This is a genomic window from Cryobacterium lactosi (assembly GCF_004403945.1).
Classification (GTDB): domain Bacteria; phylum Actinomycetota; class Actinomycetes; order Actinomycetales; family Microbacteriaceae; genus Cryobacterium; species Cryobacterium lactosi.
The window spans coordinates 76,306-100,621 of record NZ_SOHM01000029.1 but is presented as its reverse complement, the minus strand read 5'-3'; the positions used below and the strand labels follow the sequence as shown (position 1 = coordinate 100,621).

General features: G+C 64.8%; 13 protein-coding genes. 8 read left to right on the top strand and 5 right to left on the bottom strand.

Annotation, left to right across the window (positions count from 1 at the left end; genetic code table 11):
* Position 1: 1 nt before the first annotated feature.
* From E3T61_RS12160 to E3T61_RS12150, 3 genes are read left to right on the top strand one after another with little or no spacing between them, the layout of a single operon-like run.
* Positions 2-4,708 (top strand): DNA methyltransferase, encoded by a 4,707-nt coding sequence (locus E3T61_RS12160; protein ID WP_134641123.1) that lies wholly within the window; start codon positions 2-4, stop codon positions 4,706-4,708.
* On the top strand, positions 4,705-11,139 hold the full coding sequence (locus tag E3T61_RS12155; RefSeq protein WP_134641122.1) for a DEAD/DEAH box helicase: 6,435 nt from the start codon (positions 4,705-4,707) through the stop codon (positions 11,137-11,139). The genes E3T61_RS12160 and E3T61_RS12155 overlap by 4 nt, the downstream gene beginning before the upstream one ends.
* Before the next feature lie 7 nt (positions 11,140-11,146).
* A complete protein-coding gene (locus E3T61_RS12150; RefSeq protein ID WP_134641121.1) occupies positions 11,147-13,411 on the top strand; it encodes a 3'-5' exonuclease in 2,265 nt (754 codons plus the stop codon).
* A 149-nt stretch (positions 13,412-13,560) separates the two neighbouring features.
* Here the strand turns inward: E3T61_RS12150 and E3T61_RS12145 are convergent, their stop codons facing one another.
* The 3 genes from E3T61_RS12145 to tkt form a co-directional block, all read right to left on the bottom strand.
* Entirely contained in the window at positions 13,561-14,475 is a 915-nt protein-coding gene (locus tag E3T61_RS12145; protein ID WP_134641120.1) for a YDG/SRA domain-containing protein, read from the bottom strand.
* A gap of 573 nt (positions 14,476-15,048) precedes the next feature.
* On the bottom strand, positions 15,049-15,744 hold the full coding sequence (gene deoC / locus E3T61_RS12140) for a deoxyribose-phosphate aldolase (RefSeq protein ID WP_134641119.1): 696 nt from the start codon (positions 15,742-15,744) through the stop codon (positions 15,049-15,051).
* A gap of 10 nt (positions 15,745-15,754) precedes the next feature.
* On the bottom strand, positions 15,755-17,836 hold the full coding sequence (tkt, locus tag E3T61_RS12135; protein ID WP_134641118.1) for a transketolase: 2,082 nt from the start codon (positions 17,834-17,836) through the stop codon (positions 15,755-15,757).
* Positions 17,837-17,930: 94 nt separating this feature from the next.
* Here tkt and E3T61_RS12130 point away from each other — a divergent pair, with 94 nt between their 5' ends.
* The 4 genes from E3T61_RS12130 to E3T61_RS12120 all read left to right on the top strand — a co-directional run bounded on the left by E3T61_RS12130 (position 17,931) and on the right by E3T61_RS12120 (position 21,670).
* The gene (locus tag E3T61_RS12130; RefSeq protein WP_134641117.1) at positions 17,931-19,115 is read left to right on the top strand and encodes an ROK family transcriptional regulator; all 1,185 of its coding nucleotides are present in this window, start codon (positions 17,931-17,933) and stop codon (positions 19,113-19,115) included.
* Between the two features lie 194 nt (positions 19,116-19,309).
* On the top strand, positions 19,310-19,771 hold the full coding sequence (locus tag E3T61_RS22080) for a PTS sugar transporter subunit IIA (RefSeq protein ID WP_174777014.1): 462 nt from the start codon (positions 19,310-19,312) through the stop codon (positions 19,769-19,771).
* A 57-nt stretch (positions 19,772-19,828) separates the two neighbouring features.
* A complete protein-coding gene (locus E3T61_RS22075; RefSeq protein WP_066597021.1) occupies positions 19,829-20,101 on the top strand; it encodes a PTS sugar transporter subunit IIB in 273 nt (90 codons plus the stop codon).
* A 42-nt stretch (positions 20,102-20,143) separates the two neighbouring features.
* The gene (locus E3T61_RS12120; protein WP_134641116.1) at positions 20,144-21,670 is read left to right on the top strand and encodes a PTS ascorbate transporter subunit IIC; all 1,527 of its coding nucleotides are present in this window, start codon (positions 20,144-20,146) and stop codon (positions 21,668-21,670) included.
* A gap of 148 nt (positions 21,671-21,818) precedes the next feature.
* On the opposite strand, the gene E3T61_RS12115 is transcribed toward E3T61_RS12120, so the two are convergent.
* Both E3T61_RS12115 and E3T61_RS12110 read right to left on the bottom strand, forming a co-directional pair.
* Complete coding sequence (locus E3T61_RS12115; protein ID WP_134641115.1) at positions 21,819-22,655, bottom strand: alpha/beta fold hydrolase; 837 nt, start codon at positions 22,653-22,655, stop codon at positions 21,819-21,821.
* Between the two features lie 87 nt (positions 22,656-22,742).
* On the bottom strand, positions 22,743-23,729 hold the full coding sequence (locus E3T61_RS12110) for a helix-turn-helix transcriptional regulator (protein ID WP_134641114.1): 987 nt from the start codon (positions 23,727-23,729) through the stop codon (positions 22,743-22,745).
* Positions 23,730-23,830: 101 nt separating this feature from the next.
* Between E3T61_RS12110 and E3T61_RS12105 the strand changes: the two genes are divergently transcribed.
* The gene (locus tag E3T61_RS12105) at positions 23,831-24,286 is read left to right on the top strand and encodes a VOC family protein (RefSeq protein WP_134641113.1); all 456 of its coding nucleotides are present in this window, start codon (positions 23,831-23,833) and stop codon (positions 24,284-24,286) included.
* Positions 24,287-24,316: the final 30 nt, after the last annotated feature.

The following is a 24,316-nucleotide window of genomic DNA, read 5'->3' as shown; positions in this document are numbered from 1 at the left end:
CATGTCAGATGAAGCGATCATCATCGGTGAGGGCTGGCTGAGCGACCACTTCTTTACGACGGATGCGAAGGCCCAGTCGTTCCAAGCTCGTGCGCTGGCGCGTCGCAAGGAATGGGACGAGCAGGATGCGGAGGGCACCCCGTCGGTGCGGGCCCGGTTCACCGCGATGCGCGCCCAGCTCGAGACACGCCTGGCGGCACTCCCGCCAGGCTATGGCGACCTGGCCATTCGTGACGAGATCTACGGTCCTCTGATCACAGTGCTCGGATTCACCGGCGGCGGCTATCACTTCGACCGGAACGGACCGCTGCTGCGCGTAACCCAGCCCGGCCTCGTCGACGGTTCACCGTTCGTGGTCATCGAGGCCCGCCCTGTCGACACACTCGAAGACCTGCTCGCTCGGGATGCCGACACCTTGCTGGTTCCGTTCGAGGTTGACGACAACGACAAGCACGCGATCTCCTCGGTCGCGCGGCTGCTCTCCACCATCTTTGTCGAGGATGACGGGCCCATCTTCGCTCTGGTCCTCGCCGGGAAGTGGCTCCTCGTCGCAGAGCGGGAGCGGTGGGCAGAGGGACGCTACCTCGCTGTCGACCTGCAACTGGTGGTCGCCCGCAACGATGCAAAAAAGGGTGGCGAGATTGATCGTGCGCTCACCTGCGTGTCGGCCGAGTCGCTGGCCCCTGATGCGGAGGGTGACATCTGGTGGTCCCAGGTGCTCGAAGAGTCGATCAAGCACACGGTCGGTGTCTCTCAGGACCTGCGTGAGGGCGTGCGGCTGTCAATCGAGATCATCGCGAACGATGTGGTAGCGCGGCGCCGCCGGAAGGGCCTGGAACCGCTGCCCGGTAGCGAGGCTCAGACGCTCGCGAAGCAGTCGCTGCGATTCCTGTACCGAATCTTGTTTCTGCTCTACGCCGAGGCCTCGCCAGAACTCAACGTTCTGCCCGTCGGAGCGAGCGAATACGAGGAGGGCTACAGCCTCGACCGCCTCCGCGAACTGACCCTCGTCAAGCTCGCCACCGAACAGGGCGAGAACGGCACTCATCTCTATGAGTCCCTGGCGGTGCTCTTTCGCCTCGTAGATCGGGGACATGGCGTTACGAACCGGTCGCTGGCCGAGCCTATCGAGACCCCCTCCGAAGCGTCCGACCTCCGCGACGGCCTGGTCTTCAACAGCCTGCGCGCTGACCTCTTCCTCCCCAAGGCGACTGCCCACATCGACGAGGTGAAGCTGAGCGACGCCAAGCTCCAGGAGGTTCTCGCTCACCTGCTGCTGAGCAAGGAACAGAAGGGCCGCGACCGCGGCTTCATTAGCTACGCAGACCTGGGGATTAACCAGCTCGGCGCCGTCTACGAAGGTCTCATGTCGTACACGGGCTTCTTTGCCGAGACCGAGCTCTACGAGGTGGCCAAAGACGGCAACGCCGACAAGGGCTCCTGGGTCGTGCCCGTCGAACGCTCACAAAGCATCGAGCCCAAGGACTTCGTGCAGGAAACGCACCCCATCACGGGTGAGACGCGCGCCCGAATTCACCCGCAGGGAAGCTTCGTCTTCCGGCTAGCCGGCCGGGAGCGCCAGCAGTCAGCCTCCTACTACACACCCGAAGTGCTCACTCGGTTTACAGTCTCGCAGGCGCTCGAAGAACTCCTGGACCAGAACGGCATAACCACGACGGCCGCCGAGATTCTCGAACTCACCGTTTGTGAGCCGGCGCTCGGCTCCGGTGCATTCGCCCTCGAGGCAGTGCGGCAGCTGGCCGATCAGTATCTGCGCCGCCGGCAGGCCGAACTGGGCGAAAAGACTGATCCGGATGCCTACCCGCGGGAACTGCAGAAGGTGAAGGCCTCGATCGCCCTTCACCAGGTCTATGGCGTCGACCTCAATGGAACTGCCGTTGAGCTTGCGGAGATCTCGCTCTGGCTCGACACCATGTCTGAGGACTTGCAAGCCCCTTGGTTCGGGCTCCACCTCAAGCGTGGTAACTCTCTTATCGGTTCTCGCCGTGCGGTCTACAGCCGCGACCAAGTGAACTCCAAGGCGTGGCTCAAGGCCGTGCCGCGCGACGTGCCGGTGTCGGACCTCGCGACCGACCTTCGCGAGGGCAAGATCGCCTCGGGTATCGCTGGATCCATCCACCATTTCCTCCTTCCGGCCGAGGGCTGGGGCAGCGCAGTCGAGGCCAAGGAGGCTAAGGAACTTGCGCCCGAGGCGCTTGCCGCCCTCAAGGCATGGCGTCGTCAGATCGCGGCCAAGCCGACGAAGAAGCAGCTCGACCAGCTCGTGAATCTGTCGTACCGAGTGGAGACGCTCTGGCAGTTCGCCCTCCGCCGTCTCGAGATTGCCGAGCGCGAGATTCGCCGCCAAATTCCACTTTGGGGAGCTGTCTCCGCTGCGGTCGAGCCTGGCGAGACCTCACCTCACGTGAGTCGTGAAGAAATCGAGCGCAAACTCGCTGACGCCAACGGCGCCTATCAGCGTCTTCGCCGTGTGATGGACGCGTGGAACTCCCTCTGGTTCTGGCCGCTCACGGATACCCTCACGCAGGGTGCTCAGCCACCGAGTCTGGACGTGTGGATCGCCGGTCTCACGGCCCTTCTTGGCACTCACTTCGAGGTTAAGGCCAAGCTTGCCGCTCAGGGTCAGACGACGCTTGGCCTCTCGAACCAGTGGTCTGAGCTTGGCGCGGCAGAGGACAATGAGCTCGCGTTCGCCATGGTGGCGCCAATTGAGGAGGCAATCGGCGCCTACCCTTGGCTCGCCGTTTCCGAACGCATAGCCGCCCAGCAGGGATTCTTTCACTGGGAGCTGGACTTCGCCACGGTTTTCGCGGGGGGCGGTTTCGACCTTCAGGTGGGAAATCCGCCGTGGGTGCGGCCTCGATCCGACGTGGACGCCCTACTTGCTGAAGGCGACCCTTGGTGGCAGCTCACGGTGAAGCCAACTCAGGCTCAGATCGCTGTGAAGCGAAACGAGACGCTTGCGCACGTCGGGGTGGCAAATCTCGTGATCGACGGAACCAGCGAAATTGCGGTAATTGCGGCTTTTGCAGGATCACCTACTGAGTACCCGCACGTCACAAAAATGCAGCCAAACCTCTATCTGTGCTTCATAGAACAGGCGTGGAGGCACCGAAGCGAGCGAGGCGCCAGCGCACTAATTCACCCCGAGACGCATTTCACAGACGAAAAGGCAGGTCTCTTCCGTGCATCGGCCTATTCGCGGCTGCGCCGGCACTGGCATTTCCTAAACGAGAGAATTCTCTTCGAGATTGACGACAAGGCATCGTTTGGAATTCATGTCTATGGGCATGAGGCAGCCGCTCCCAAATTCGAGATGGCGGCCTATCTGTACCACCCCGACGTAGTCGACCGTTCATACCTCCACAACGGGTCCGGTGAGGAACCCGGTCTAAAAGATCGCGAGGGGAACTGGGACGTGCGTCCCCACCGAAATCGCATCACAACGGTGACCGACGACACTCTTCAGACTTGGCACGCCTTGCTTGAGGGAGACGATGTTCCGGTTCGGCAGGCACGAATGGTTTATGCCGTCAATCGAGAAACTGCAGCTGTGCTCGAGAAGCTCTCGCATAGCCGTCGAATCGGTGATCTGGGACTCGAGTTCTCCGCAGGCTGGCACGAGAAGAGTGATCGCACGAAGGGATACTTCGATGTCGCGTGGGGCGTAGCTCCTTCTTGGGGCGAGGCGATTCTCCAAGGGCCTCACATGTTTGTGGCAACGCCTTTCAATAAGTCGCCCAACGAGACGATGCTCCACAATCAGGACTGGTCAGCGACCGACCTTGAAACACTAGAATTCGACGCACTTCCGGTCACTTCCTACAAGCCTGCAGTAGATCCCGAGAAGTTCGCCGCCGCTTATACGCACTGGGGTGCCAACCGAGAGCCTGCCCGCGCCCACTACCGTGTCGCATGGAGAAACATGGCCGCGAGTAAGAATGAGCGGACGCTAATCCCAACAATCATTCCGCCTGGGGCGACGCATGTGAACGCGGTCATGAGCGCGGGCGCGTCATCGGCCGCCGGTCTCATTCAAGCAACCGCGTCGCTGGAGTCCCTCATCAACGACTTCGCGGTGCGCGCGACGGACCCATCCACCGTGAACCGTGGGGTGGTGACGAAACTGTCGATGGTGAGTAGTGACCATTTGCTCTTTTCAAGCATTGCGCTCAGGGTGCTCCGCCAGAATGCGCTTACCGGCGCATACGCGCGCCTTTGGTCCGAAGGATTCGATCCTGGGTTCCTGAATGAGTGCTGGGCGGGCGGCCTTGAGTATCCGAACCGACCCTTAATGGGAGAAGTCGAAGGCGTCTGGACCTCGCGAACGCCAATACGCCGAGCGTCTGACCGTCGGCAGCTGCTTGTCGAGGTCGACGCACTGGTCGCGCTCATGCTGGGGGTGACCGCAGATGAGTTGTGCACGGTCTATCGAACGCAGTTCGCAGTGTTGTACGGCTACGATCGCAATGTTTCCTTCTATGATTTTAACGGTCGCCTGGTGCCTAATTCGGTGCTCTCCGTATGGCGTTCAAGGGGGGAGCGCATCGATCACGAAGCGCGCACCAAGACCAACGCCGCTGGAAACACATATACGTACGAATTGCCGTTTATCACGCTCGACCGTGAGGCGGACATGCGGCAGGCGTACACGCACTTCGAGAAGATCCTGGCGGAGCGCTCGTGAGCGAACTGCTCCCGACCCTTCAGGCGGAGGATGTGCGGGACGGACTCGTCGACTACCTCTCCACCACGTTTGCCCTCGCCGATGAGGACGCTCGCGTGGCGCTCGATCGCTTTCTGCGGCATCCGGAGCGGGGGATCTTCAAGGGCCCTTACGTGCGGCTGCGCCTGCCGTTCAAGCCCGCGGAGGGCGGCTGGCGTTCGACACTCGACTGGTACGAAGGCTTCCCGCCCTACGGGCACCAGGCCGCGGCCTTTGCACGGCTCAGCAGCGCGGACCTGAGCGCTGAAAAACCTCGCCCGCTGCCGACGCTCGTCACCACCGGAACTGGCTCCGGTAAGACGGAGGCCTTCCTCCACCCGATCCTTGACCACGTGTTGCGCGCCAAGCGCGAGGGCGTCGAGGGAATCAAGGCGCTTATCCTCTACCCGATGAACGCCCTCGCCAACGACCAGGCCCGCCGCCTGACCGAGCTCATCACCACCAGCCCTGCGCTGGGCGGGGTGCGCGCCGCCCTTTACACCGGGCAGAGCGGACCCACTCGCAGTACCGTCACCGCCGACGGGCTCATCACCGACCGCGCGGCGATGCACGCCGAGGCCCCCGACATCTTGCTCACCAACTACAAGATGCTCGACCAGCTGCTGCTGCGCCCCGCCGATCAGGCCCTCTGGAAGCAGAGCGCAAGCAGCCTGCGCTATCTCGTGCTCGACGAGTTCCATACCTACGATGGAGCTCAGGGCACCGACGTCGCCATGTTGCTGCGCCGGCTGGGCCTCGCCCTCAAGCGCAACTGGCCCGACGCCCATCCAGACATCGATGACGCGGCTAGGGCTCGTCCGCTCGGGCTCATCACCCCCATCGCCACGTCCGCCACCCTCGGCGACAAAGGCGACCCCACGCTCATGGTCGACTTCGCCAACACCGTCTTCGGCGACGACTTCGATGACGAGAGCATCATCACCGAAACCCGCCTGAGCCTCGAAGACTGGTCAGCGGGGGCTCAAGAAAGTCTCGCCGACCGTGGCCTCCAACATCGACCTGTGGACGCTGCCCTCGTCACCGAACTGATCGATGCAGTCGCCGCGCTGGGCGAACAACACCGCGACGCCGAGACCCTCGCTGCGACGGTCTTTGCCACCCTGTACTCAGAAGGAAGCAAACCGAATGCGGCGGAGGCGTTCGCCGACGCCACCCCCGAGCTGATGCTCGCGGCTGCCCAGGGGCATCCGTTCATCCTTGACCTCTGCGAGGCCGCGAGCGATGCGGTGTCGATCGACACGCTGGCCGTGGCGTTGTTTCCCGCCGGACTCAGAACTACCGAGAGCATCGAGCAACGAGATGCTGCCCGCGAAAGTTTCCTGGTCGCAGTGATCGCTGCGCTGAGCCACGTACGAGCTGTGGCTGGCCGCTCGGCGGCCTCGGTGGATCTGCACTTGTGGGTTCGCGCGCTCACCCGGCTCGACCGATACGCCGGCCCCACGGTCGGATACGACTGGTCTGACGACGGCGGCATCGAAGAGCGCGAGAACGACGACCCGTTCAGCGTGGAAGGACGCGCGAAATTCCCCGCCATCTACTGTCGGCACTGTGGGCGCAGTGGCTGGGGCGTGCAGCTCGGCCCTGTTGGGTTCGACCTCGATCACAGCGACATCGACATCCGTCGTAATCATGCCAACAGCTCAGCGCGATTTCGGGCACTCATTTATGCGCCGCGGGAAGCCGACCAGCAGGAGCAGGCGGCTGCTGATGATGAGTCGAAGACGGAGGGACTGTTCTGGTTCGACGTGCAGCAACGCCACCTCAGCCTCGAGCCGCCCCACGACGAGGAGGCCGTGCAGGCCGTTACTGACGTTCTCCCTGTTCTCACGCTGATGGGTGACGACGCCGACGAGGCCTCGCACAACGACGTCTGCCCGAACTGCCAGAAGGCCGACGGCATCCGCTTCCTCGGTAGCGCGATCTCGACGCTGCTCTCGGTGAGCATCAACACCATCTTCGGCGATCGGCATTTGGACGCCACCGAGAAGAAGGCGCTTGTCTTCACCGACAGCGTGCAGGATGCCGCCCATCGCGCCGGATTCGTGCAGAGCCGATCGCACGTTTTCAGCTTGCGAAATGCCATCCGGGACGCCATCGGCGAGGGGGTCTCGACCCTCGACGACGTTGCCGAGGAGCTCCTGCGTCGCGCAGGTGACGACAATTTCCTGCGCTACCGCCTGCTGGCGCCTGACGTCGTTGACCGAGATTCCTTCTCGTCATTCTGGATCGAGGATAGCGCTCGAAACGTGCCTGCAAGAACGATGAGACTGGTGCGAAAGCGCCTCAAGTTCGACCTGGCCATGGAATTCGGGCTGCAATCCCGGGTCGGTCGCACTCTCGAGCTGACTGGCTCTGTGGCTGCCGAGGTCGATGCGGGCCCGGAGACGCGACTCGAGGCCATCGGTCGCGCAACGGTGCGTGACTTCGAGACCGCGGGCTTCGTAGACGAGGACAGTGACGGCGAGGTCGCAACGGTAGACGTCGTGCGCTGGGTTCGTGGCGTGCTCGAGCGCATGCGCGAGCGCGGTTCGATTGAGCACGAGTGGTTCCGCAAATACATCGAGAACAACGGCGAGCGTTGGCATGTTTGGGGCGGTCGGCCCCGTGGCGAAGGCATGCCCGCCTTCCCCAAAGATCGCGAAGCGCCTGCCTACCCGCGGGTCGGCTCCGCGGCTGCCTTGAAGGGTGCCCGCGACTCCAATCTCGACCAGGCGACCTCGTCGCAGGGCTGGTACGCCGTCTGGGCACGCAAGGTGCTCGGCGTCACGGCCTCTGACGGTGCCAAGCTCACGAAGCTGCTCTTCGTCGAATTAGAGAAGAGCGGGATCATTCTCAGCGCCCCGATCGGGGCCAGCGGTGCGATCGCTTATCAGCTGAGCCCCAGCCGGATCCTCGTTGCCCCCATTGCTCTCGTTGAGCTGGAAGCCGCGCGCAACTTGCTCGAGTGCGACACGTGTCAGACCCCGGTGCCGGGAACGGCCACCGTCGTCGACCAGCTTGGCGGCGGGCCGTGCATGGTGGCGCGTTGCCGCGGCACCCTTCGGCCCGTTGCCGGTAAGGCGAACTACTACCGCGGGCAGTACAACGACGGCGAAATTCGCCGGGTGGTCGCCCGTGAGCACACCAGCATGCTCAAAGACGAGGTGCGCCTCGAATACGAGGACGGGTTCAAGGCCGCGATTGAGAGGCCGGATGCGCCCAACGTGCTCGTGGCTACGCCCACACTAGAAATGGGTATAGACATCGGGGACCTCTCGACGGTCTTCCTAGCTGGGCTACCGAGATCGGTCGCCTCTTACCTGCAGCGTGTGGGGCGGGCGGGGCGTCTGACTGGGAACGCGCTCACGATGGCTTTCGTCGTCGGCCGTGGCGAGCAGCTGCCGAAGCTGGGCGATCCGCTCTCCGTGATCAATGGAGAGGTGCGCCCGCCGGCCACCTACCTGAACGCAGAAGAGATTCTGCGACGCCAGTACATTGCATCCATCGTTGACCGCCTGGCCGCGGAGGGGCTGATCCCTGGCGTCGCTCACGCCCGTGACGTGCTCGCCAAGACCGAAGGAACCGCGTTCCTGGCGACCGTAATCGACGATGCCGAAGCCAACGCGATTGATCGCCTCGAGGCCTTTCTCGCAACCTTCGACCACCTCAGCGAATGGGCAGTCGAGACACTTCGCAGTTGGTCGATGCCCGGCGTCGAGCCGCGCACTAGCGGAATCGCAAGCACGCTGATCGCGTCCAGCGCTCGCTGGAACGGTGAGATCGAGAACCTGCGGCTGCGCAAGAAGGCAATCGTGGAATCGCTGCCCGAGTTGGAGGCGGCTGCCGGTCACCCGGCCGCGAGCGAAGACGACAAGGTCGCATTTAGAGCGGCCAAGGCATCGCTGGGAATGGTCATCCGTCAATCGAGCGATCTGTACGACGAGCATTGGGTCGGCGCACTCGAGCGCTTTGGTGTGCTGCCCAACTACACCCTGCTCGACGACAGTGTGAGGCTCGACGTCGCACTGAGCTGGATCGACCCCGATAGCCAGGAGTTCCAGCACGACGCCATCACCTACGAGCGCGGCGCCGGAATCGCGATCAACGAACTCGCGCCGGGGGCGACCTTCTACGCCCAGGGTGTCGAGATCTTCATCGACGCCGTGGATCTGGGCAGTGAAGGCTCCCGGGTGCAGACCTGGGTGTTCTGCCCTGACTGCGGGTACGCCCGCGACGTCATGGTGCCGATGGATGGCGACGCAGCAAAGGGGGCGGCAAGCTGCCCGCGCTGCGGGAGCAAAGGCATCGCCGACGCCAACCAGAAGTTCGACGTCGCAGAGCTGGAACAGGTCTCGGCCGAGGTGCGCCGGGACGAGTCCACCATCAGCGACCGGCGTGATGAGCGGCAGCGCGAGCGATTCACCGTGCAGATCGCAGCCGACATCGACCCGGCCAACGTTGCGCGCCAGTGGTTCGTTGAAGGAACCAACTTCGGAGTGAAATATCTGCGAGAGCTGACCATCCGTTGGGTCAACTTGGGAAAGGTAGCGGGTGCGGGGGTACCACGGATGGTCGCGGGGGAGGAACACTCCCCGCCGCTGTTCCGCGTATGCGGGGCCTGCGGCAAGCTCGATCAGAAGGGTGACGTCAACACCGCTCGGGAGCATCGCCCATGGTGTCGCTACCGCAAGTCCAAGGACGAGCACGCACGGCAGCTCGCCCTCAGCCGCACACTGACGACGCAGGGCGTCGTGCTGCGGCTGCCCAGCGCAGTGACGGTTGGTGACGGCCTTGGCCTGCCAAGCCTCTCGGCGGCGGTGCAGTTGGGCCTGAGGGAGGTCATTGGCGGCGACCCCGACCACTTGAGACTCGTCACCATCGTGGAACCCGTGCTGGGCGACGAGGTCAACAATATTGCCCTGCTCATTCACGATGCCGTGCCTGGCGGTACCGGGTACCTCGCGGACCTGGCCGACCAGGGCAACGTCCGAGACATTCTCGAGCGGGCCTGGCGAATCGTGGCCGACTGCCCCTGTCAACACGAAGGCAGAAACGCCTGCCATCGGTGTCTGCTTCCCTTCGCGCCGGGCGGAGATCTCGGTCGCGTCTCACGCGCCAGCGCTGAACGGCACTTGCGTACGATTCTGGGTGTCGATGAGCACGGCGATGCTGCTCCCTGGATCGTGACCCAAATCGATCCAGGGTCACAGGACCCGGAGTCGATCCTCGAACAGTGGTTCCGCAAAGTGTTCATGGACCGGGCGCGCGCCCTCGGCGCCACGATCAAGGAGATTCCCGGCGCCTGGGGCAACACCATTCGACTGACGCTGCCGGGCAGCAAGCATCAGTGGGCGCTTACCCCGCAGCCCTTGATCGGGAAGACCCGACCAGACTTCGTGTTGGAGGCCGTCGGCGGCGGAGCAACTCCTCTGGCGATTTACACAGACGGTCGAGCGTTTCACGCGACGACCGCCCACAACCGGATCGCCGATGACGCTTCAAAGCGGCGGTACCTGCGAGCGCAGGGCTACGGTGTGATGGCGATCACCTGGGATGACATCAAGCGAGCGGACCAGGGAACCGCAGAGCCGGCTGCATCGTGGTTCGACCGGGACCTGGCGGCATCCATGGTCAACCAGTTTGGTTTGTCACCAAGCGCGCTAGACCACGTGACGGCCAACCCGATAACTCAGCTCATGGACTGGTTGCAGGATCCTGCTGCGGCTCAGGACCGGTGGAGGCGGGTGGCTCATGCATTGCCGATGCTCACCTTGCCAGGATCGTTCGTCGAAGCTGTTGTTTCAGCGGAAGCGCTGGTCGGGCGCGCAGCGGACGTACTGAATGGTGCCGTGCCTGCATCATCCAACCTGCCGTACGCATGGCAACTGGTGCGCGAGTCTGTGGTGATGGCTTCCAGATACTCCGGAAGCGGAGATGCCACCGAGGTCGTGGTTATGCTCGACGACCGACCGAGCGCCTTGGCGCATACGAACTACGCGGATGCGTGGCGACTGTGGCTGCGACTCTCGAACCTGCTCGGTGCGGCCGACGTGACACGGCTTGGCGAGATCATGGCGATGTCCGAGGTGCACGACTACGCGCCGCAATTTGGCGCGGTCGACATTGTGGTCAACGCTGCTCTCTCAGCCGAGTGGGCAGCGGCGCTTGAATTCGCTGACGGCGACGAGCGAGACCTGTTGTCACAACTTGCTGTCTGGCCGGATATGGGAGTACCCACAATCGGTATAGAGGTTGCTGACGGCATCCCCGTTGGTATCGCTTGGGAAATCGAACAGGTCGCGGTGGCGCTCGGGCTCGAAGATGGGGACCGCGCCGAACTTGAAGCAGCCGGCTGGGTCATTGTCGAACCGAATATTGAAGCTGTCGTAGCAGCATTGGGAACTGGAAAGTAGCTCGCTCATGCCACAGATTGTGATGTCCAAGCTCAAGGGGCAGAAGCTCGACAAGATCGTGCAGTCGAAGTCCTTCGCCTTCCTGCAGAAATTGGCTACAGACGACACCTCCCCGGGGCTACATATTGAGCCAATGCAGAAGGCCGCGGATGCGCGCGCACGCACTGGGCGAGTCGATCAGTTCTGGCGGGCCGTGTTGTTCAAACTCGATCAGAAGAACGGCGAGTCGATCTACGTCTACGACGGCACGTGGCCGCACGACGAAGCGATCGAGCGTGCGCGAACGCGAGTGTTGCACTTCAACCCGATTAACGGCATCACGGAGATCATCGAAGAAGGGATGCCGGCGGCTGGCGACCAGCCTACGAATCCTTTGCAGGCCGGTCCGAAACCGGACAAGCCTGCCGAGTCGTTTCTCGCGACGCACGGGTACCTCCTGACGGATCTGACTATGACGCTCGGTTTCGATGAGCTTGCTGCGCGGAGAATCTTCGCTGCCACGAGTGAAGACGAGCTGTTGCAGATGTCGGAGAGCCTCGCGAACCAATGGCAAATTGATGCGGTGCTTGGGCTAGCCGTGGGCGACACGGTAGAGAAGATTCGGGTGGCCCTTGGGTTCACCACTGAACAAGCAGAGCCCGAAGAGGAGACTCCACCAACAGCTGACGAGACAGAAGATGAGCGAATCGCGAAGGGCCTGCAGCACCCGGCCGCACGGATGCAGTTTGCGTTCATTGAGAACGACGAAGAATTGAGGCGGGTTATCGAAGGCGGAGACTTCGGCGCCTGGCGAATCTTCCTGCACCCGGAACAGCGCACATACGTTGAGAAAGATTTCAATGGCGCGTTCCGTTTGTCGGGCGGCGCAGGCACAGGAAAGACCGTGGTGCTCTTGCACCGGGCACACCGGTTGGCTGAGACGAACCCCGCCTCCCGGGTCGTGCTCACTACGTTCACGAAGGCCCTTTCGTCTGCTCTAGAGAGCGATCTCGAACGGCTTGACCCGAAGACCCCGTGGGCCAAAGGTCTGGGCAAGCCGGGTGTGCTTGTGCGCGGCATCGATGCGCTCGCCGTTGCCGTTCGTGACACCGCCGGTGCGCAGTTCGGAAAGGCTGCGGAGCATGTCTTTGGAGTGCCGATCGAACCCCGTGGGGCGCTCGTCGGCACCGATGCCGGTTGGCGCGAAGCGATCGATGACGCTGGGGCGGACCTGCCAGAGCAGCTGCAGAACGCGTCGTTCTTTGAGGGCGAGTACCTCCAAGTGATTCTGCCAAACCGGGTGACTAGCAAGGAAAAGTACTTCAAGGTGCGTCGGCCCGGTAGAGGCATCGCGCTCGATCGTCGCAAACGTGCGGAGGTGTGGGCCGTGGTCGATCAATACCGACAATCCGCCCGACACATGGGCACGCTGAGCTTCGCGGAGGTCTCCGCAATTGCGGCTGCATATCTGGAACACTCCAACCCAGAACGCCTTGCGGACCACGTACTCGTTGATGAGGGCCAAGACCTCACGCCACTGCACTGGCAGTTGCTGCGCGCATTGGCAGGTGAAGGCAAGAACGACCTCTTCATCGCGGAGGATACGCATCAACGCATTTACGGCCATCCGGTGGTGCTGTCGCGATATGGCATCAAGATCACGGGCCGCTCGCGTCGGCTGAAGCTGAACTACCGCACTACCCAACAGAACCTGCGTTTCGCGCTTGGCGTGCTGGAAGGAGGCGAATTCGTTGACAGCGACGGGAACGACGAGAACGAGCACGGGTACCGCTCGTCGCGGAGCGGGCCGTCCCCGCGCGTGATCTCATCCACCACGGCCGATGGGCAGTACGACAAGGTCGCTGAGGTGCTCAAGGGCTGGCTCGCTGATGAAGACATCACGCCCGAAACGGTGGCGGTTTTGGCTCGATCTCGCAACCAGGGGCTCAAGCTCAAGGAACAGCTTGCCGATCGCGGAGTAACGGCAGCGTTCACCGAGCCAGGCGCCGGCTTTGTTGGCCATCCACTCGTATTGACGATGCACAAGGCGAAAGGCATGGAGTTCTCTCGCGTGCTGTTGTTCGATGTCTCGGAGGGGTCGATTCCGAACGCCTGGGCGCTCAAGGGCGTCGCTCCAGAGGAGCTGGAGGACGCGATGTTGCGGGAGCGTTCGTTGCTCTACGTAGCGGCCAGCCGTGCGCGGGACGAGCTTGTAATCTCGTGGGCTGGCAAGGCCTCGCCGCTGCTTCATGGATCGACTGATCAGACACTAAAATCCCTTGGAGACAACTGACGTGGCGAGTTATACCAGGAATTTCTCTCCGCTTGCCGGAAGCTCATGGCCGCCTATGTTCAGTCGATACTGCGAAGGGCTTTAGAGACTGAAAACGCCGTTACCGCTAGGCCGACGCTGAAGCTTCGAAAATGTGGAGTTGCATCCCTCTATGCGGACGGCTGTAGCACACGCATGTCGCTCGACAGGCCACGCGTGCCCAGCCAAAGGGCCCGGTGGTAGCCGGCATTCGAAGCTTCGACGACGTGGTGTTTGCGAAAGGAAAGGCTGGCAATCGGCGTCATCGTTCGTGTCTCAATGGCCTCCATATCGTCGGTGAGAACGAGTCCTCCCAGATCAAACTGGGAGTGGTGGTTTGGGCAGAGGCACAAGATGTTCGTCAGAGCATCATCGCCCAGATGGGGTCGCCCCAACGGTCTGACATGAGCACCCTCGGCGTAGAACGAGTTGTTCGAGGTTGGGATTGCTTGGTCGCAGACCTGACACGAATAGTCGTAGAGCTTCTTGACCTCACGCGCCAACTGCGAATCTCGAATCCGACGTGACACGAACGTTGTAGCGAATTCCGGGTCAGGCAGATTCAACGATCGCGGTTCAATAGGGACCTGTTCATCGATCCTCTCGAGCCGGAACCGAATGATTTGGAAGCCGTCCCGCCCCTGTTCCATCCACCATTGGGTAACCAAGTAGAGACCCGAATAGACAAAACCCGCCGGCGGGGCAAACGCTGAACTCTTGTGCTTTCCTCGCACGACACGAACCGGCAGAGCTACGGCATGACTCGTGATGAGACCAGCATTTCCGGTTGCCTCTCGAGACTGATCCGCGATCTGACGAGAACTATTCGGGTCTTTGCCGCCATGGCCGGTGTAGATGATGTAATCGCCGTTGTCTTCGTCGTCGACATACCCGCCAGATATGACGATCGAGTCGGAGCCCTCTAACTTGGTTCCGCTGATGCCGGCCTGCGGCGGGCGGTGGACGAGTGCTTCGTGGAGCGCGCGACGGTCGATGAAGAACTGGCCGACCTTGACCCCGGCCGGTGTCCCAAAGAATTTAGCCATCTTCAATACCCCTCAGCGTCACTCTATTGGCGACATCCAAAGAATGTCCAGGCTGGGATGACTTTCTGGTCCGCGGCCCAGATGGATGCAGAAATGGCATTACTCCCTGTTCGGCGGGAGCAGCCTAGGCCCGGCGGAAGATCTAGGCCCGCTTCCCGACGAGCCCCGCAGGTAAGTAACCGCTTCGATGTGCCGGCCGAGCATATGCGGATGACGTCACCGACGAGACTTGTCCTTGTTGAGTGGCTCGCCGAGGATTGCCCGGAGCGACCGCAATGGCCCGAAAGGAGGGTGTCGGTGGCCAGCTTATTCATCTTGTCGTGGTCATGGTTCAGGTACAGCAGCAACCAGCGTAGTGAGCTCCACTCCGTCGACAGATGCCTCCGGCACGACCACAAGGTGTTGCACCAACATCGCCCAGCCGCGATCAGCGCGACGCGTGATTGATTAGGTGGGCTCACTGGGGAGTGACCAGCGGCCCGGAACTGTTATCTTGCCGGATGACGCTCGGCGAGATGACAGCTGTGGTCTGCGGGTCGCGCTTGCGGGGGACCGGAGCGGCTTCTCGCCAGATCAGTAGTTGTCGACGGAGCCGATTGCGGTGGCGCCAGCGAGTAACGCCGCGCTGCCAGAGACGCCGAGTCGGGCTGCACCGGCCTCAACCATCGCGAGCGCGTCTTCGAAGCTGCGCACCCCGCCCGCCGCCTTCACCTGGGCGCGCTCGCCCACGGTCTGTTTCATCAGCCGCACCGCGTGCACAGAGGCGCCACCGGCGGAGTGGAAGCCGGTGGAGGTTTTGACGAAGTCGGCACCCGCGGCCACGGCGGCGTTGCAGACGGCAACGATCTCGGCATCTGTCAGCGCAGCGGACTCGATGATCACCTTGAGCAGCTTCGGGGCGGGGACGCTGGCGCGCACGGCCGCGATGTCGGCCTGCACGTCGGCGAAGCGGCCGGCCTTGGCGGCGCCGATGTCGATGACCATGTCGATCTCGTCGGCGCCCTGATTGATGGCGAGAGCGGCCTCGGCGGCCTTGATGCTGCTGAGGTGCTTGCCGCTGGGGAAGCCGCAGACGACGGCGATCTTGAGGTCGGCGCCGGCGGGGATGGTGAGCGGCAGCATCGAGGGAGAGACGCAGACCGAGTAGGTGCCCAGCTCGATGGCTTCGGCGATGAGGGCGGTGACGTCGTCGGCGGTGGCCTCGGGCTTGAGCAGGGTGTGGTCGATCATGCGGGCCACGGTGGCGGCGTTAGGGGAGAGGGAAGTCATGGGTGCGTCCTTAGTTGGTGATCAGTTCGGGGGTGCCGTGCGCCGTGGTGCGGTCGCCGGCAGTGCTGGTGAGGGTGTCGTGCGCGGCGGCGATGACCGCGTCGAGGTGGATGCCGCGAAGGCGCAGCACCTCGGGGCCGCTGCCCGACTCGCCGAACTCCTCGACCGAAACCACCTGGCCGTCTATTCCCACCCAGCGGTACCAGGCGTCGCCGCGGCCGGCCTCGACGGCGACCCGGGCGCGCAGGGCAGCCGGCAGCACCGACTCGCGGTACTCGGCGGTCTGCTCGGCGAACCACTCAACGCAGGGCATCGAGATTACTCGGGCGTTGATGCCCTCGTCGGCGAGCTGGGTGGCGGCGTCGATGGCGAGGTGCACCTCGCTGCCGGTGGCGAGGATCGCCAGGTCGGTGCCGTCGCCGTGCTGCCAGCGCACGTAGCCACCGGCCGTCACCCCGGCCTGGGTGAGGGCGGTGCTGGTCAGCACGGGCAGGTCTTGCCGGCTGAGGATGAGGGCGACCGGGCGGTCGGGCGAGGCGAGGATGCGGCGCCAGGCGGCGACGACCTCGACGGAGTCGGCGGGGCGCACGACGTCGAGGCCTGGCACGGTGCGCAGCGACCCGATCTGCTCCACCGGCTGGTGGGTGGGGCCATCTTCGCCCACGGCGACGGAATCGTGGGTGTAGACGTACACCGCGCCGAGGCCCATCAGTGCGGCCAGGCGGATGCTCGGGCGCATGTAGTCGCTGAACACCAGGTAGGTGGAGGCGAACGGGCGCCACGGACCCTGCAGGGCGATGCCGCTGAGGATGGCGGCCATGGCGTGCTCGCGGATGCCGAACCGGATGAACTCGCCGGCCGGGTTGGCGGCGGAGAACCTGTCGCCGTCCACCTCCACTGTGGTGGAGCCAGCGAGGTCGGCGGAGCCGCCCCAGAGCGGGGCCTGGCCCTGTAGGGCGCGGAGCACGGCGCCGTTGGTCTTGCGGGTGGCGATCTTGTCGCCGGGCTCGCCGAGCTTCACGGTGTCGAGGGCGGCGGTGGAGAATTCGCCGCCGCGGAAGGCTCGCCAGCGGGCGGCGGCCTCGGGCTCCCGGGTGGCCCAGGTGGCGAGGTCGGCCTCCCAGGTGGTGTGCATCCGCTCGCCGCGGGTGAGCGCGCCGCGGGTGTGCTCGAGGGTCTCGGGGGAGACGAGGTCGTGAAGCGGTGCGTCGGGCGCGAACCCCAGCGTGGTCTTCACCAGGGCGAGCTCGTCGGCGCCGAAGCCGCCGGAGTGCGCGGCGGAGGTGCCGCTGAACTTAGTCGACGGGGCGCCGATCACGGTGCGCAGGGCCACGAGGGTGGGCCGGCCGGTGCGCTCGGCTGCCTCGCGCAGGGTGGCCTCGAGGGCATCGAGGTCGGTGGGGGTGTCGATCTCGAGCACCCGCCATCCGTAGGCCCGGTAGCGGGCTCGCACGTCTTCGCTGAAGGTCTCGTCAGTGCCGGAGTCGATGGTGATGTGATTGTCGTCCCAGATCAGCACGAGGTTGTCGAGGCCGAGGGTGCCGGCCAGGCTGCTCGCCTCACCGGAGACGCCCTCCTGCAGGCAACCGTCGCCGGCGAGTACCCAGGTGGTGTGGTCGAGCAGGGCGGAGCCGGGGGTGAACATGGCGCTCTCGTGCCGGGCGGCCATGGCCATGCCCACCGCGGAGGCGACGCCCTGGCCGAGCGGGCCGGTGCTCATCTCCACGCCCACGGTGTGGTGCACCTCGGGGTGACCTGGGGTCTTCGAGCCCAGGGTGCGGCTCTTGGCCAGGTCGTCGAGGGTGAGGCCGTAGCCGGTGAGGAACAGCTGGGTGTAGAGCAAAAGGCTCGCGTGACCGGCCGAAAGAACGAAGCGGTCGCGGGCGGGCCAGTCGGGGTGGGCGGGGGAGTGCCGCAGCACTCGGGAGAACAACACGTGGGACACTGGTGCCAATGCCATGGCGGTGCCGCCGTGTCCATGTCCTTTGGCCTGCACCACGTGGGCGGCCAGGGCCTGGGCGCTTGCGACGGCGCGGGCGTCGAGTGCGGCGGACGTCGTCTGTGACGGGAACTTCTTCGTTTCGGTAGCCATGCGAGATACTTTGGTATACAAATGTACTTAAGTCAAACAGTTGGTTTTGCACCACCCGCAGGCCGGGCGGATGCGTTCGAAGGATGGGAATTCCATGGCACACGCTCTGTCCACCGGCTCGGGTGTGGTGCTTGACCTCATCCGCTCCGGCCGTGCCACCACCCGCACCGACCTCATCGAGCAGCTCGGCTGGTCGCGCATCACCCTGGCCCGCCGGCTCGACGAACTGCTGCACGCCTCCATCGTGATGAGCGTGGGGCAGCTCGACTCCCGCGGCGGCCGCCCGCCCGAAGAATTCGCCGTGAACCCGGATGTCGGCCTACTGCTGGCCGTGGACATCGGCGGTTCGCACACCCGTCTGGCCATCACCGACCTGGTCTCCACCATCCTCAGTGAAGATGAGGCCGACATCGGTCTGAGCGAGGGGCCGGCGGAGATCTTCGAGTGGGCCGGCCAGGTGTTCGACCACATGCTCGACCGGCTCGGCAAGACCCGCGCCGACGTGGTGGGCATCGGCGTGGGTGTGCCCGGCCCGGTCGACTTCGTCACCGGGCGGCTCGCCAGCCCGCAGGTGGACACCCAGTGGAACGACGTGCTGGTGAAGGAGTACTTCGCCGGCCGTTACGACCACGCCGTCTTCGCCGTGGACCGGGACGTGAACATCATGGCGCTCGCCGAGGCCCGCCGCGGCTGGACCGAGTACCGCGATGTGGTGGTGCTCAAGGCCGGCATCGGCGTGGGCTTGGCGTTCGTGCTCGACGGCTCGATCTACCACGGCTCCCGCGGCGGTGCCGGCGAGCTCAGCGCCGTGCGCGCCGGCGGGGACCGCACCGTGCGGCTGGAGTCGATCGCCAGCGGGGCGGTCATTCGCAGCGAGCTACTCAGCCTGGGTCGCCGGGTGCGCACCAGTAGCGACATCGTGGGCCTGGCCAACGACGGCGACGCCGCCGTGCTGCGCCTGCTCGCCGAGACCGGCACCGAGATCGGCCAGAGCCTCGCCCACGTGGTGGGGCTGCTCAACCCGCAGGCCGTGGTGGTCGGCGGCAACCTTGCGCAGGCAGGCGAGCTGTTCCTTGGCGCGATTCGGGAGGCGATCTTCGCCGGCGCGCGCGACTTCGCCCTCCAGGGGTTGGTGGTGGAGAAGTCCCGGCTCGGCCACATCGCCGGTGTCACCGGTGCGTCGCTCATCGCGCAGGACGCGCTCTTCGAGGCTGACCGCATCAGTCGGCTCACCCGCGGCGGCGGCATCGGCGTCTCGCTGCACACGCAGCCGGCCTGAGCTGGCCCGTCACTGTTCCGGCCCGGCGGCGGCACTGATGGCCGCGCGGTTTGGCGCGCCCGCTGGCGGCGACCCCGGCGAGGCATCCGAATTTACTTTGGTGCACTTGTAGACAAAAGGTCGCTTAGGCTTATACAGTCAAGCCAGTCGCCCTCGCGGGCCGGCTGCACCGGAAACAACAAAGGAGTTCATTCGTGGCACTGAACCTGGCCGAAGCCCTCTCGTCGATCGAGACCCAGGCGGAGGCCGCCGACTGGCGGGCCGCCATCCGTCTCGCGGGCGCGGGACTCGTGGCCGGCGGCGCCACCACGGATGCCTACACCGACGAGATGATCGACGCCGTCGAGAAGCACGGCCCCTACATCGTCATCGCCCCGGGCGTCGCCCTCGCGCACTCCCGCCCGTCGCCCGCGGTTCTCACCGGGGGACTGAGCTGGGTTAGCCTGGCCACCCCGGTGGAGTTCGGCAACAAGGCCAACGACCCCGTCACCCTCGTGATCGGCCTGGCCGCCAAGGACCACGACGCGCACCTCCAGGTAATGCGCTCGCTCGCCGGGGTGCTCTCCGACGGCCCCGCGATGAAGCGCCTGGTCGTGGCCAAGACCGCCGACGAGGTGCGCGCCGTGCTCGGCGACCTCGCCGCTGCTGCCGCGTAACGCGGCCCCCACACAACCGCTTTCTCACACTCGTCTCACCCAATCGAAAGGCACCCCATGAAGATCGTCGCCGTCTGTGGAATGGGCATTGGAACCTCAGTGCTGCTCAAAATGAACGCCGAGAAGGTTCTCGCCAAGCTCGGCATCGATGCGGATGTTGAAGCCGCCGACATGGGCGTGGCCCGTGGCGCCGCGCAGACCGCCGAGATCGTGCTCACCTCGGAGGAACTGGCCGAGGAGCTCGGCGACGTGCCCGCCGAGGTCATCATCATCAACAACTTCTTCGATCTCGAGGAGATCACCGAGAAGCTCACCGCCGCCGTCGAGTAACCCCGTCACCGTCTCACTCTCACAGAATTAGGAGCTCCCACAATGGAGTGGCTAGTCGTCGTACTGAATTTCATCGGGCAGCAGATTCTCAACGTGCCCGCGTATCTGATCGGCATCATCACCGCGATCGGGCTGATGGCGCTCAAGCGCAACTCCGGGCAGGTGATCGGCGGTGCCCTCAAGGCGGCTCTCGGCTTCCTGATCCTCGGCGCCGGCGCCAACGTGGTGGTGGGCTCGCTCGACCCGCTGGGCAACCTGATTCTCGCGGTGACCGGTGCCCAGGGCGTCATCCCCACCAACGAGGTCATCACCGCCATTGCGCAGGACGAATTCGGTGCGCAGAGCGCCTACGTGCTCACGCTCGGCTTCCTGGTGATGCTCGCGCTGGCCCGGTTCACTCCTCTTAAATATGTGTTCCTCACGGGGCACCACATGGTCTTCATGGCCACCATGCTCACCGTGGTGCTCTCGGTCGGTTTCGGCGCCGGCCAGAGCTGGCTCGTCGTGCTCATCGGTGCGCTGCTGCTCGGCGTGATCATGGTCGTGATGCCCGCGTTCGTGCACCCATGGACCAAGAAGATCACCGGCAACGACACCATCGCGATCGGCCACTTCGGCACCCTCGGCTACATCGCCGCCGGCGCCGCCGGCCAGGTCGTGGGCCGCAACAGCAAGTCCACCGAAGACATCAAGTTTCCGCAGGGCCTGAAGTTCCTGCGCGACTCGATGGTGGCCACGTCACTGTCGATGGTGCTCATCTACATGGTCTTCGCCATCTGGGGCCTCATCGCCCTGCCGCTGCAGGAGGCGCTCGACATCTTCGGGTCCGCCGACGCCGGCGCGTTCATCATGGCGGCGTTCTCGCAGGCATTGCAGTTCGGTGTAGGCGTCGCAGTTATCCTCTACGGTGTGCGCACCGTGCTTGGTGAACTCGTTCCCGCGTTCCAGGGCATCGCCGAGAAGGTCGTCCCCGGAGCCCGCCCGGCGCTCGACATCCCCATCGTGTTCCCGTTCGGCGCCAACGCCGTGCTGATCGGCTTTCTGAGTTCCTTCGCCGGTGGCCTCATCGCCCTCGGTGTACTGGCGGTGTGGCTGAACCCGGTCTTCGGTCTCGCGCTGATCCTGCCCGGCATGGTGCCGCACTTCTTCACCGGTGGTGGCGCCGGTGTCTACGGCAACGCGACCGGCGGACGCCTGGGCGCGATGATCGGCGGTTTCGTCAACGGCGTGATCATCACCATCCTGCCCGCCATTCTGCTGCTGGTGCTTGGCGACTTCGGCTTCGCCAACAGCACCTTCGGCGACGCGGACTTCGGCTGGTTCGGCACCCTCGTGGGTGTGAGCGTCGGCGTGGGCGGCGGCCTCGCGGTCATCCTCGCGATCCTCATCGCCGTGGTGCTCGTCAGCGTCGCGATCGTCTACCAGATCCGCGTTGTGGACAAGGGTTGGGTGCCCGGAGCCAAGCGTGACGTCTGGATCGCCGCGGAGAAGGCGGCCGAGAAGGCTGTGCTCGACGCCGAGAAGGCGGAGCGCAAGGCCGCGAAGGAAGCGGCTGCTGACGCCGTGTAGTTTCGATTCGTTTGTCTCGCCAGAGGGCGGCTCCGCGGTGCGGGGCCGCCCTCCGGCGTGAAGCGGAGCGCGCCCGTGGCCATCCCGCATGCACGACACCGGCGCACAGAGTGCCCCGAGGAGAACCCGGGGCACTCGTGATCCGTCGTTATCGCGCCAGGAACTCCAGAACTGCCGCGTTCCACTCATCGGCGTGGCTCACGGTCACCCCGTGCGGAGCGCCCTCGATCACGACGAGCTCCGATCCCGCGATGGCCGCATGGGTGCGCGCGCCGGATCCTTCGAAGGGCACGGTGCCGTCGCCGTCTCCGTGGATGACCAGAGTCGGCACTGTGACCCGGTCGAGATCGTTGCGGAAGTCGGTGTTGGCGAAGGATGCCATAGCCTCCAACGCCGCCGTCTTCGAGGCCTGCTTCGCCAGGGTGATTGCTTCCTGCCGGTCGTCCTCGGAGACCTTGAGCACACCATCCACCGAGAAGAACTGCGTCGTGAAGTCGTCATAGAACGCATCCGAGTCGGCCGTCAACTGTGCCGTCATTTCGTCGGCCTGCTTCTTGGGCAGCGGGCCGTCGGGGTTGTCGTCGGTGGTCAACAGGTATGGCGGCACCGCTGAGGCGAACACCACACTGCGGATGCGCTCAGACCCGTACTTGGTGAACCAGCGGGCGACCTCGCCGCCGCCCATGCTGAAGCCCACCAGGGTGACGTCGGTGAGGTCGAGCTCTTCAATGAGCGTGTGCAGGTCGGAGGTGAGGGTGTCGTAGTCGTACCCGGTCTTGGGCTTGTCGCTGCGCCCGAAACCGCGCCGGTCGTAGGTGATGACCCGGTAGCCGGCGTCGACGAGGGCGGGCACCTGCTTCTTCCAGGACTCGCCCGACAGGGGCCAGCCGTGGATCAGGACGATGGGGCGACCGGGGCCGCCGAAGTCGTCGACGTGCAGGTCGGTGTTCTTGAACAGTCCGTGATGGGCGGTGATCTCAACCATGAGGTGGTGCCTTCCTGGAAGCCGCGGGTGCGGCTCGTCCTCTGAGGGTTCGCAGTCGGGCGGGGTCGGGATTGGTTCTTGGCCGCGCTACCCGGCCGTCTGTGCGTTGCGTGCTGCAAGCTCGGCGAATGCCTGGGTGAGTTCCGGCGGGCCGACCACGTCGATGGCCGTGTCGAAGCGGCCGAGGGAAGCCGCGAGGGCGATCCACGACCAGGATCCCGCGGTGTACCGGCACCGGTCGGGGCCAAGGACTTCGACCGTGCCGTCGCCGGCGAACGGCAGCACCTCGGACGCGGGCCGGTGCAGCACGACCGTGCCGGTGCACGGCCAGGCGTTGACCTGGTCTGATCCCTTGAAGCGGGCGGACAGGTAATCGCGCGGGTCGCCGCCGGGGATGTCCCGCGGGGTGAACCGGGGCCCGGTGGGGCTGCGCGGGGCGATGCGGTCGGCGCGGAAGATGCGCCAGTCGGTGAGGTCGAGGTCCCACGCCACTAGGTACCAGCGCGACTGCGAACTGAGGAGCGCGTGCGGCTCCACCCGACGCGGGGGTTGCGGCTCCGTGGTCTCGTCGCCGGGCTCGCCAGTGCGCGTTGTGTAGTCGAACCGGAGCACCTCTCGGGCGCGGACGGCCGAGGAGATCGCGATGAGCACATCAGGGGAGACCTGGGTGGCAGAAGCGTCGCCGGCACGAGGAACACTGCTGAACTCCACGGCGTGCAAACGGTGACGCAGCCGCGACGGCATCACCTGCCGGATGGTGGTGAGCGCGCGCAGGGCCGCCTCTTCGATGCCTGCTCCGGTGGCGGTCGCGGCCTGCAGTGCGACGGTCATAGCCACGACCTGATCATCGTCGAACAGGAGCGGAGGCAACTCGCTGCCGGCGTCGAGCCGATAGCCGCCATCCGGCCCCATCGTGGCCTGGATGCTGTAACCCATCTCCCGGAGGCGATCGACGTCGCGGCGCACGGTGCGGTGACTGATCTCCAGCCGCTCGGCGAGAACGGCGCCCGGCCAGTCGCGTCTGGTCTGCAGAAGTGACAGCAGATTCAGCAGCCGAGCCGTGGTCGTCGTCATGCCCTCAGACTACGTCGAATGTAGGACCGAAACTGGCCTATATGGCTGAGAGTGTGGATGTTGTCGGGGAGACGCCCGGCGACCACACCCTAGGAGCAGACATGAGCATCACGACCACCACCCACCTCAACTTCCGCGGCGACGCCCGCGCCGCGCTCGAGTTTTACCAGTCCGTCTTCGGCGGCGCGCTGACCATCGCGACGTACGGCGACTTCGGCATGCCCGCGGATGTCCCGGGCGCCGACAACGTCGTCTTCGGCCAGGTGGAGAGCACCGGCGGCTTCCGCGTCATGGCCTACGACATTCCGGGGCAGACCGGCGGGTCTGCGGCCAACGTGGGCGCCACCCGCCGGGAGAACGGTGCCACCCTCACCGACCAGCCGTTCTTTGTCTCGGTGCGCGGTGAGACCCTCGAGGAGGTGCAGGGCTACTGGGCCGCGCTCTCCGCCGGTGCGGTGGTGGTGGAGCCGCTCGCGGCATCCGCGTGGAGCCCCGGATTCGGCATGCTCACCGACAGCTTCGGGGTGACCTGGATCCTGGACGTGGCTGCCGCCTAAAACGCGGCGTAACGCCCGGCGGGTGCGGTG

Excerpts from the sequence above, each read along its gene's own strand:
- E3T61_RS12160 (WP_134641123.1), top strand. The coding sequence starts at position 2 with ATGTCAGATGAAGCGATCATCATCGGTGAGGGCTGGCTGAGCGACCAC.
- E3T61_RS12150 (WP_134641121.1), top strand. The coding sequence starts at position 11,147 with ATGCCACAGATTGTGATGTCCAAGCTCAAGGGGCAGAAGCTCGACAAG.
- E3T61_RS12145 (WP_134641120.1), bottom strand. The coding sequence starts at position 14,475 with ATGGCTAAATTCTTTGGGACACCGGCCGGGGTCAAGGTCGGCCAGTTC.
- deoC (WP_134641119.1), bottom strand. The coding sequence starts at position 15,744 with ATGACTTCCCTCTCCCCTAACGCCGCCACCGTGGCCCGCATGATCGAC.
- tkt (WP_134641118.1), bottom strand. The coding sequence starts at position 17,836 with ATGGCTACCGAAACGAAGAAGTTCCCGTCACAGACGACGTCCGCCGCA.
- E3T61_RS12130 (WP_134641117.1), top strand. The coding sequence starts at position 17,931 with ATGGCACACGCTCTGTCCACCGGCTCGGGTGTGGTGCTTGACCTCATC.
- E3T61_RS22075 (WP_066597021.1), top strand. The coding sequence starts at position 19,829 with ATGAAGATCGTCGCCGTCTGTGGAATGGGCATTGGAACCTCAGTGCTG.
- E3T61_RS12120 (WP_134641116.1), top strand. The coding sequence starts at position 20,144 with ATGGAGTGGCTAGTCGTCGTACTGAATTTCATCGGGCAGCAGATTCTC.
- E3T61_RS12115 (WP_134641115.1), bottom strand. The coding sequence starts at position 22,655 with ATGGTTGAGATCACCGCCCATCACGGACTGTTCAAGAACACCGACCTG.
- E3T61_RS12110 (WP_134641114.1), bottom strand. The coding sequence starts at position 23,729 with ATGACGACGACCACGGCTCGGCTGCTGAATCTGCTGTCACTTCTGCAG.
- E3T61_RS12105 (WP_134641113.1), top strand. The coding sequence starts at position 23,831 with ATGAGCATCACGACCACCACCCACCTCAACTTCCGCGGCGACGCCCGC.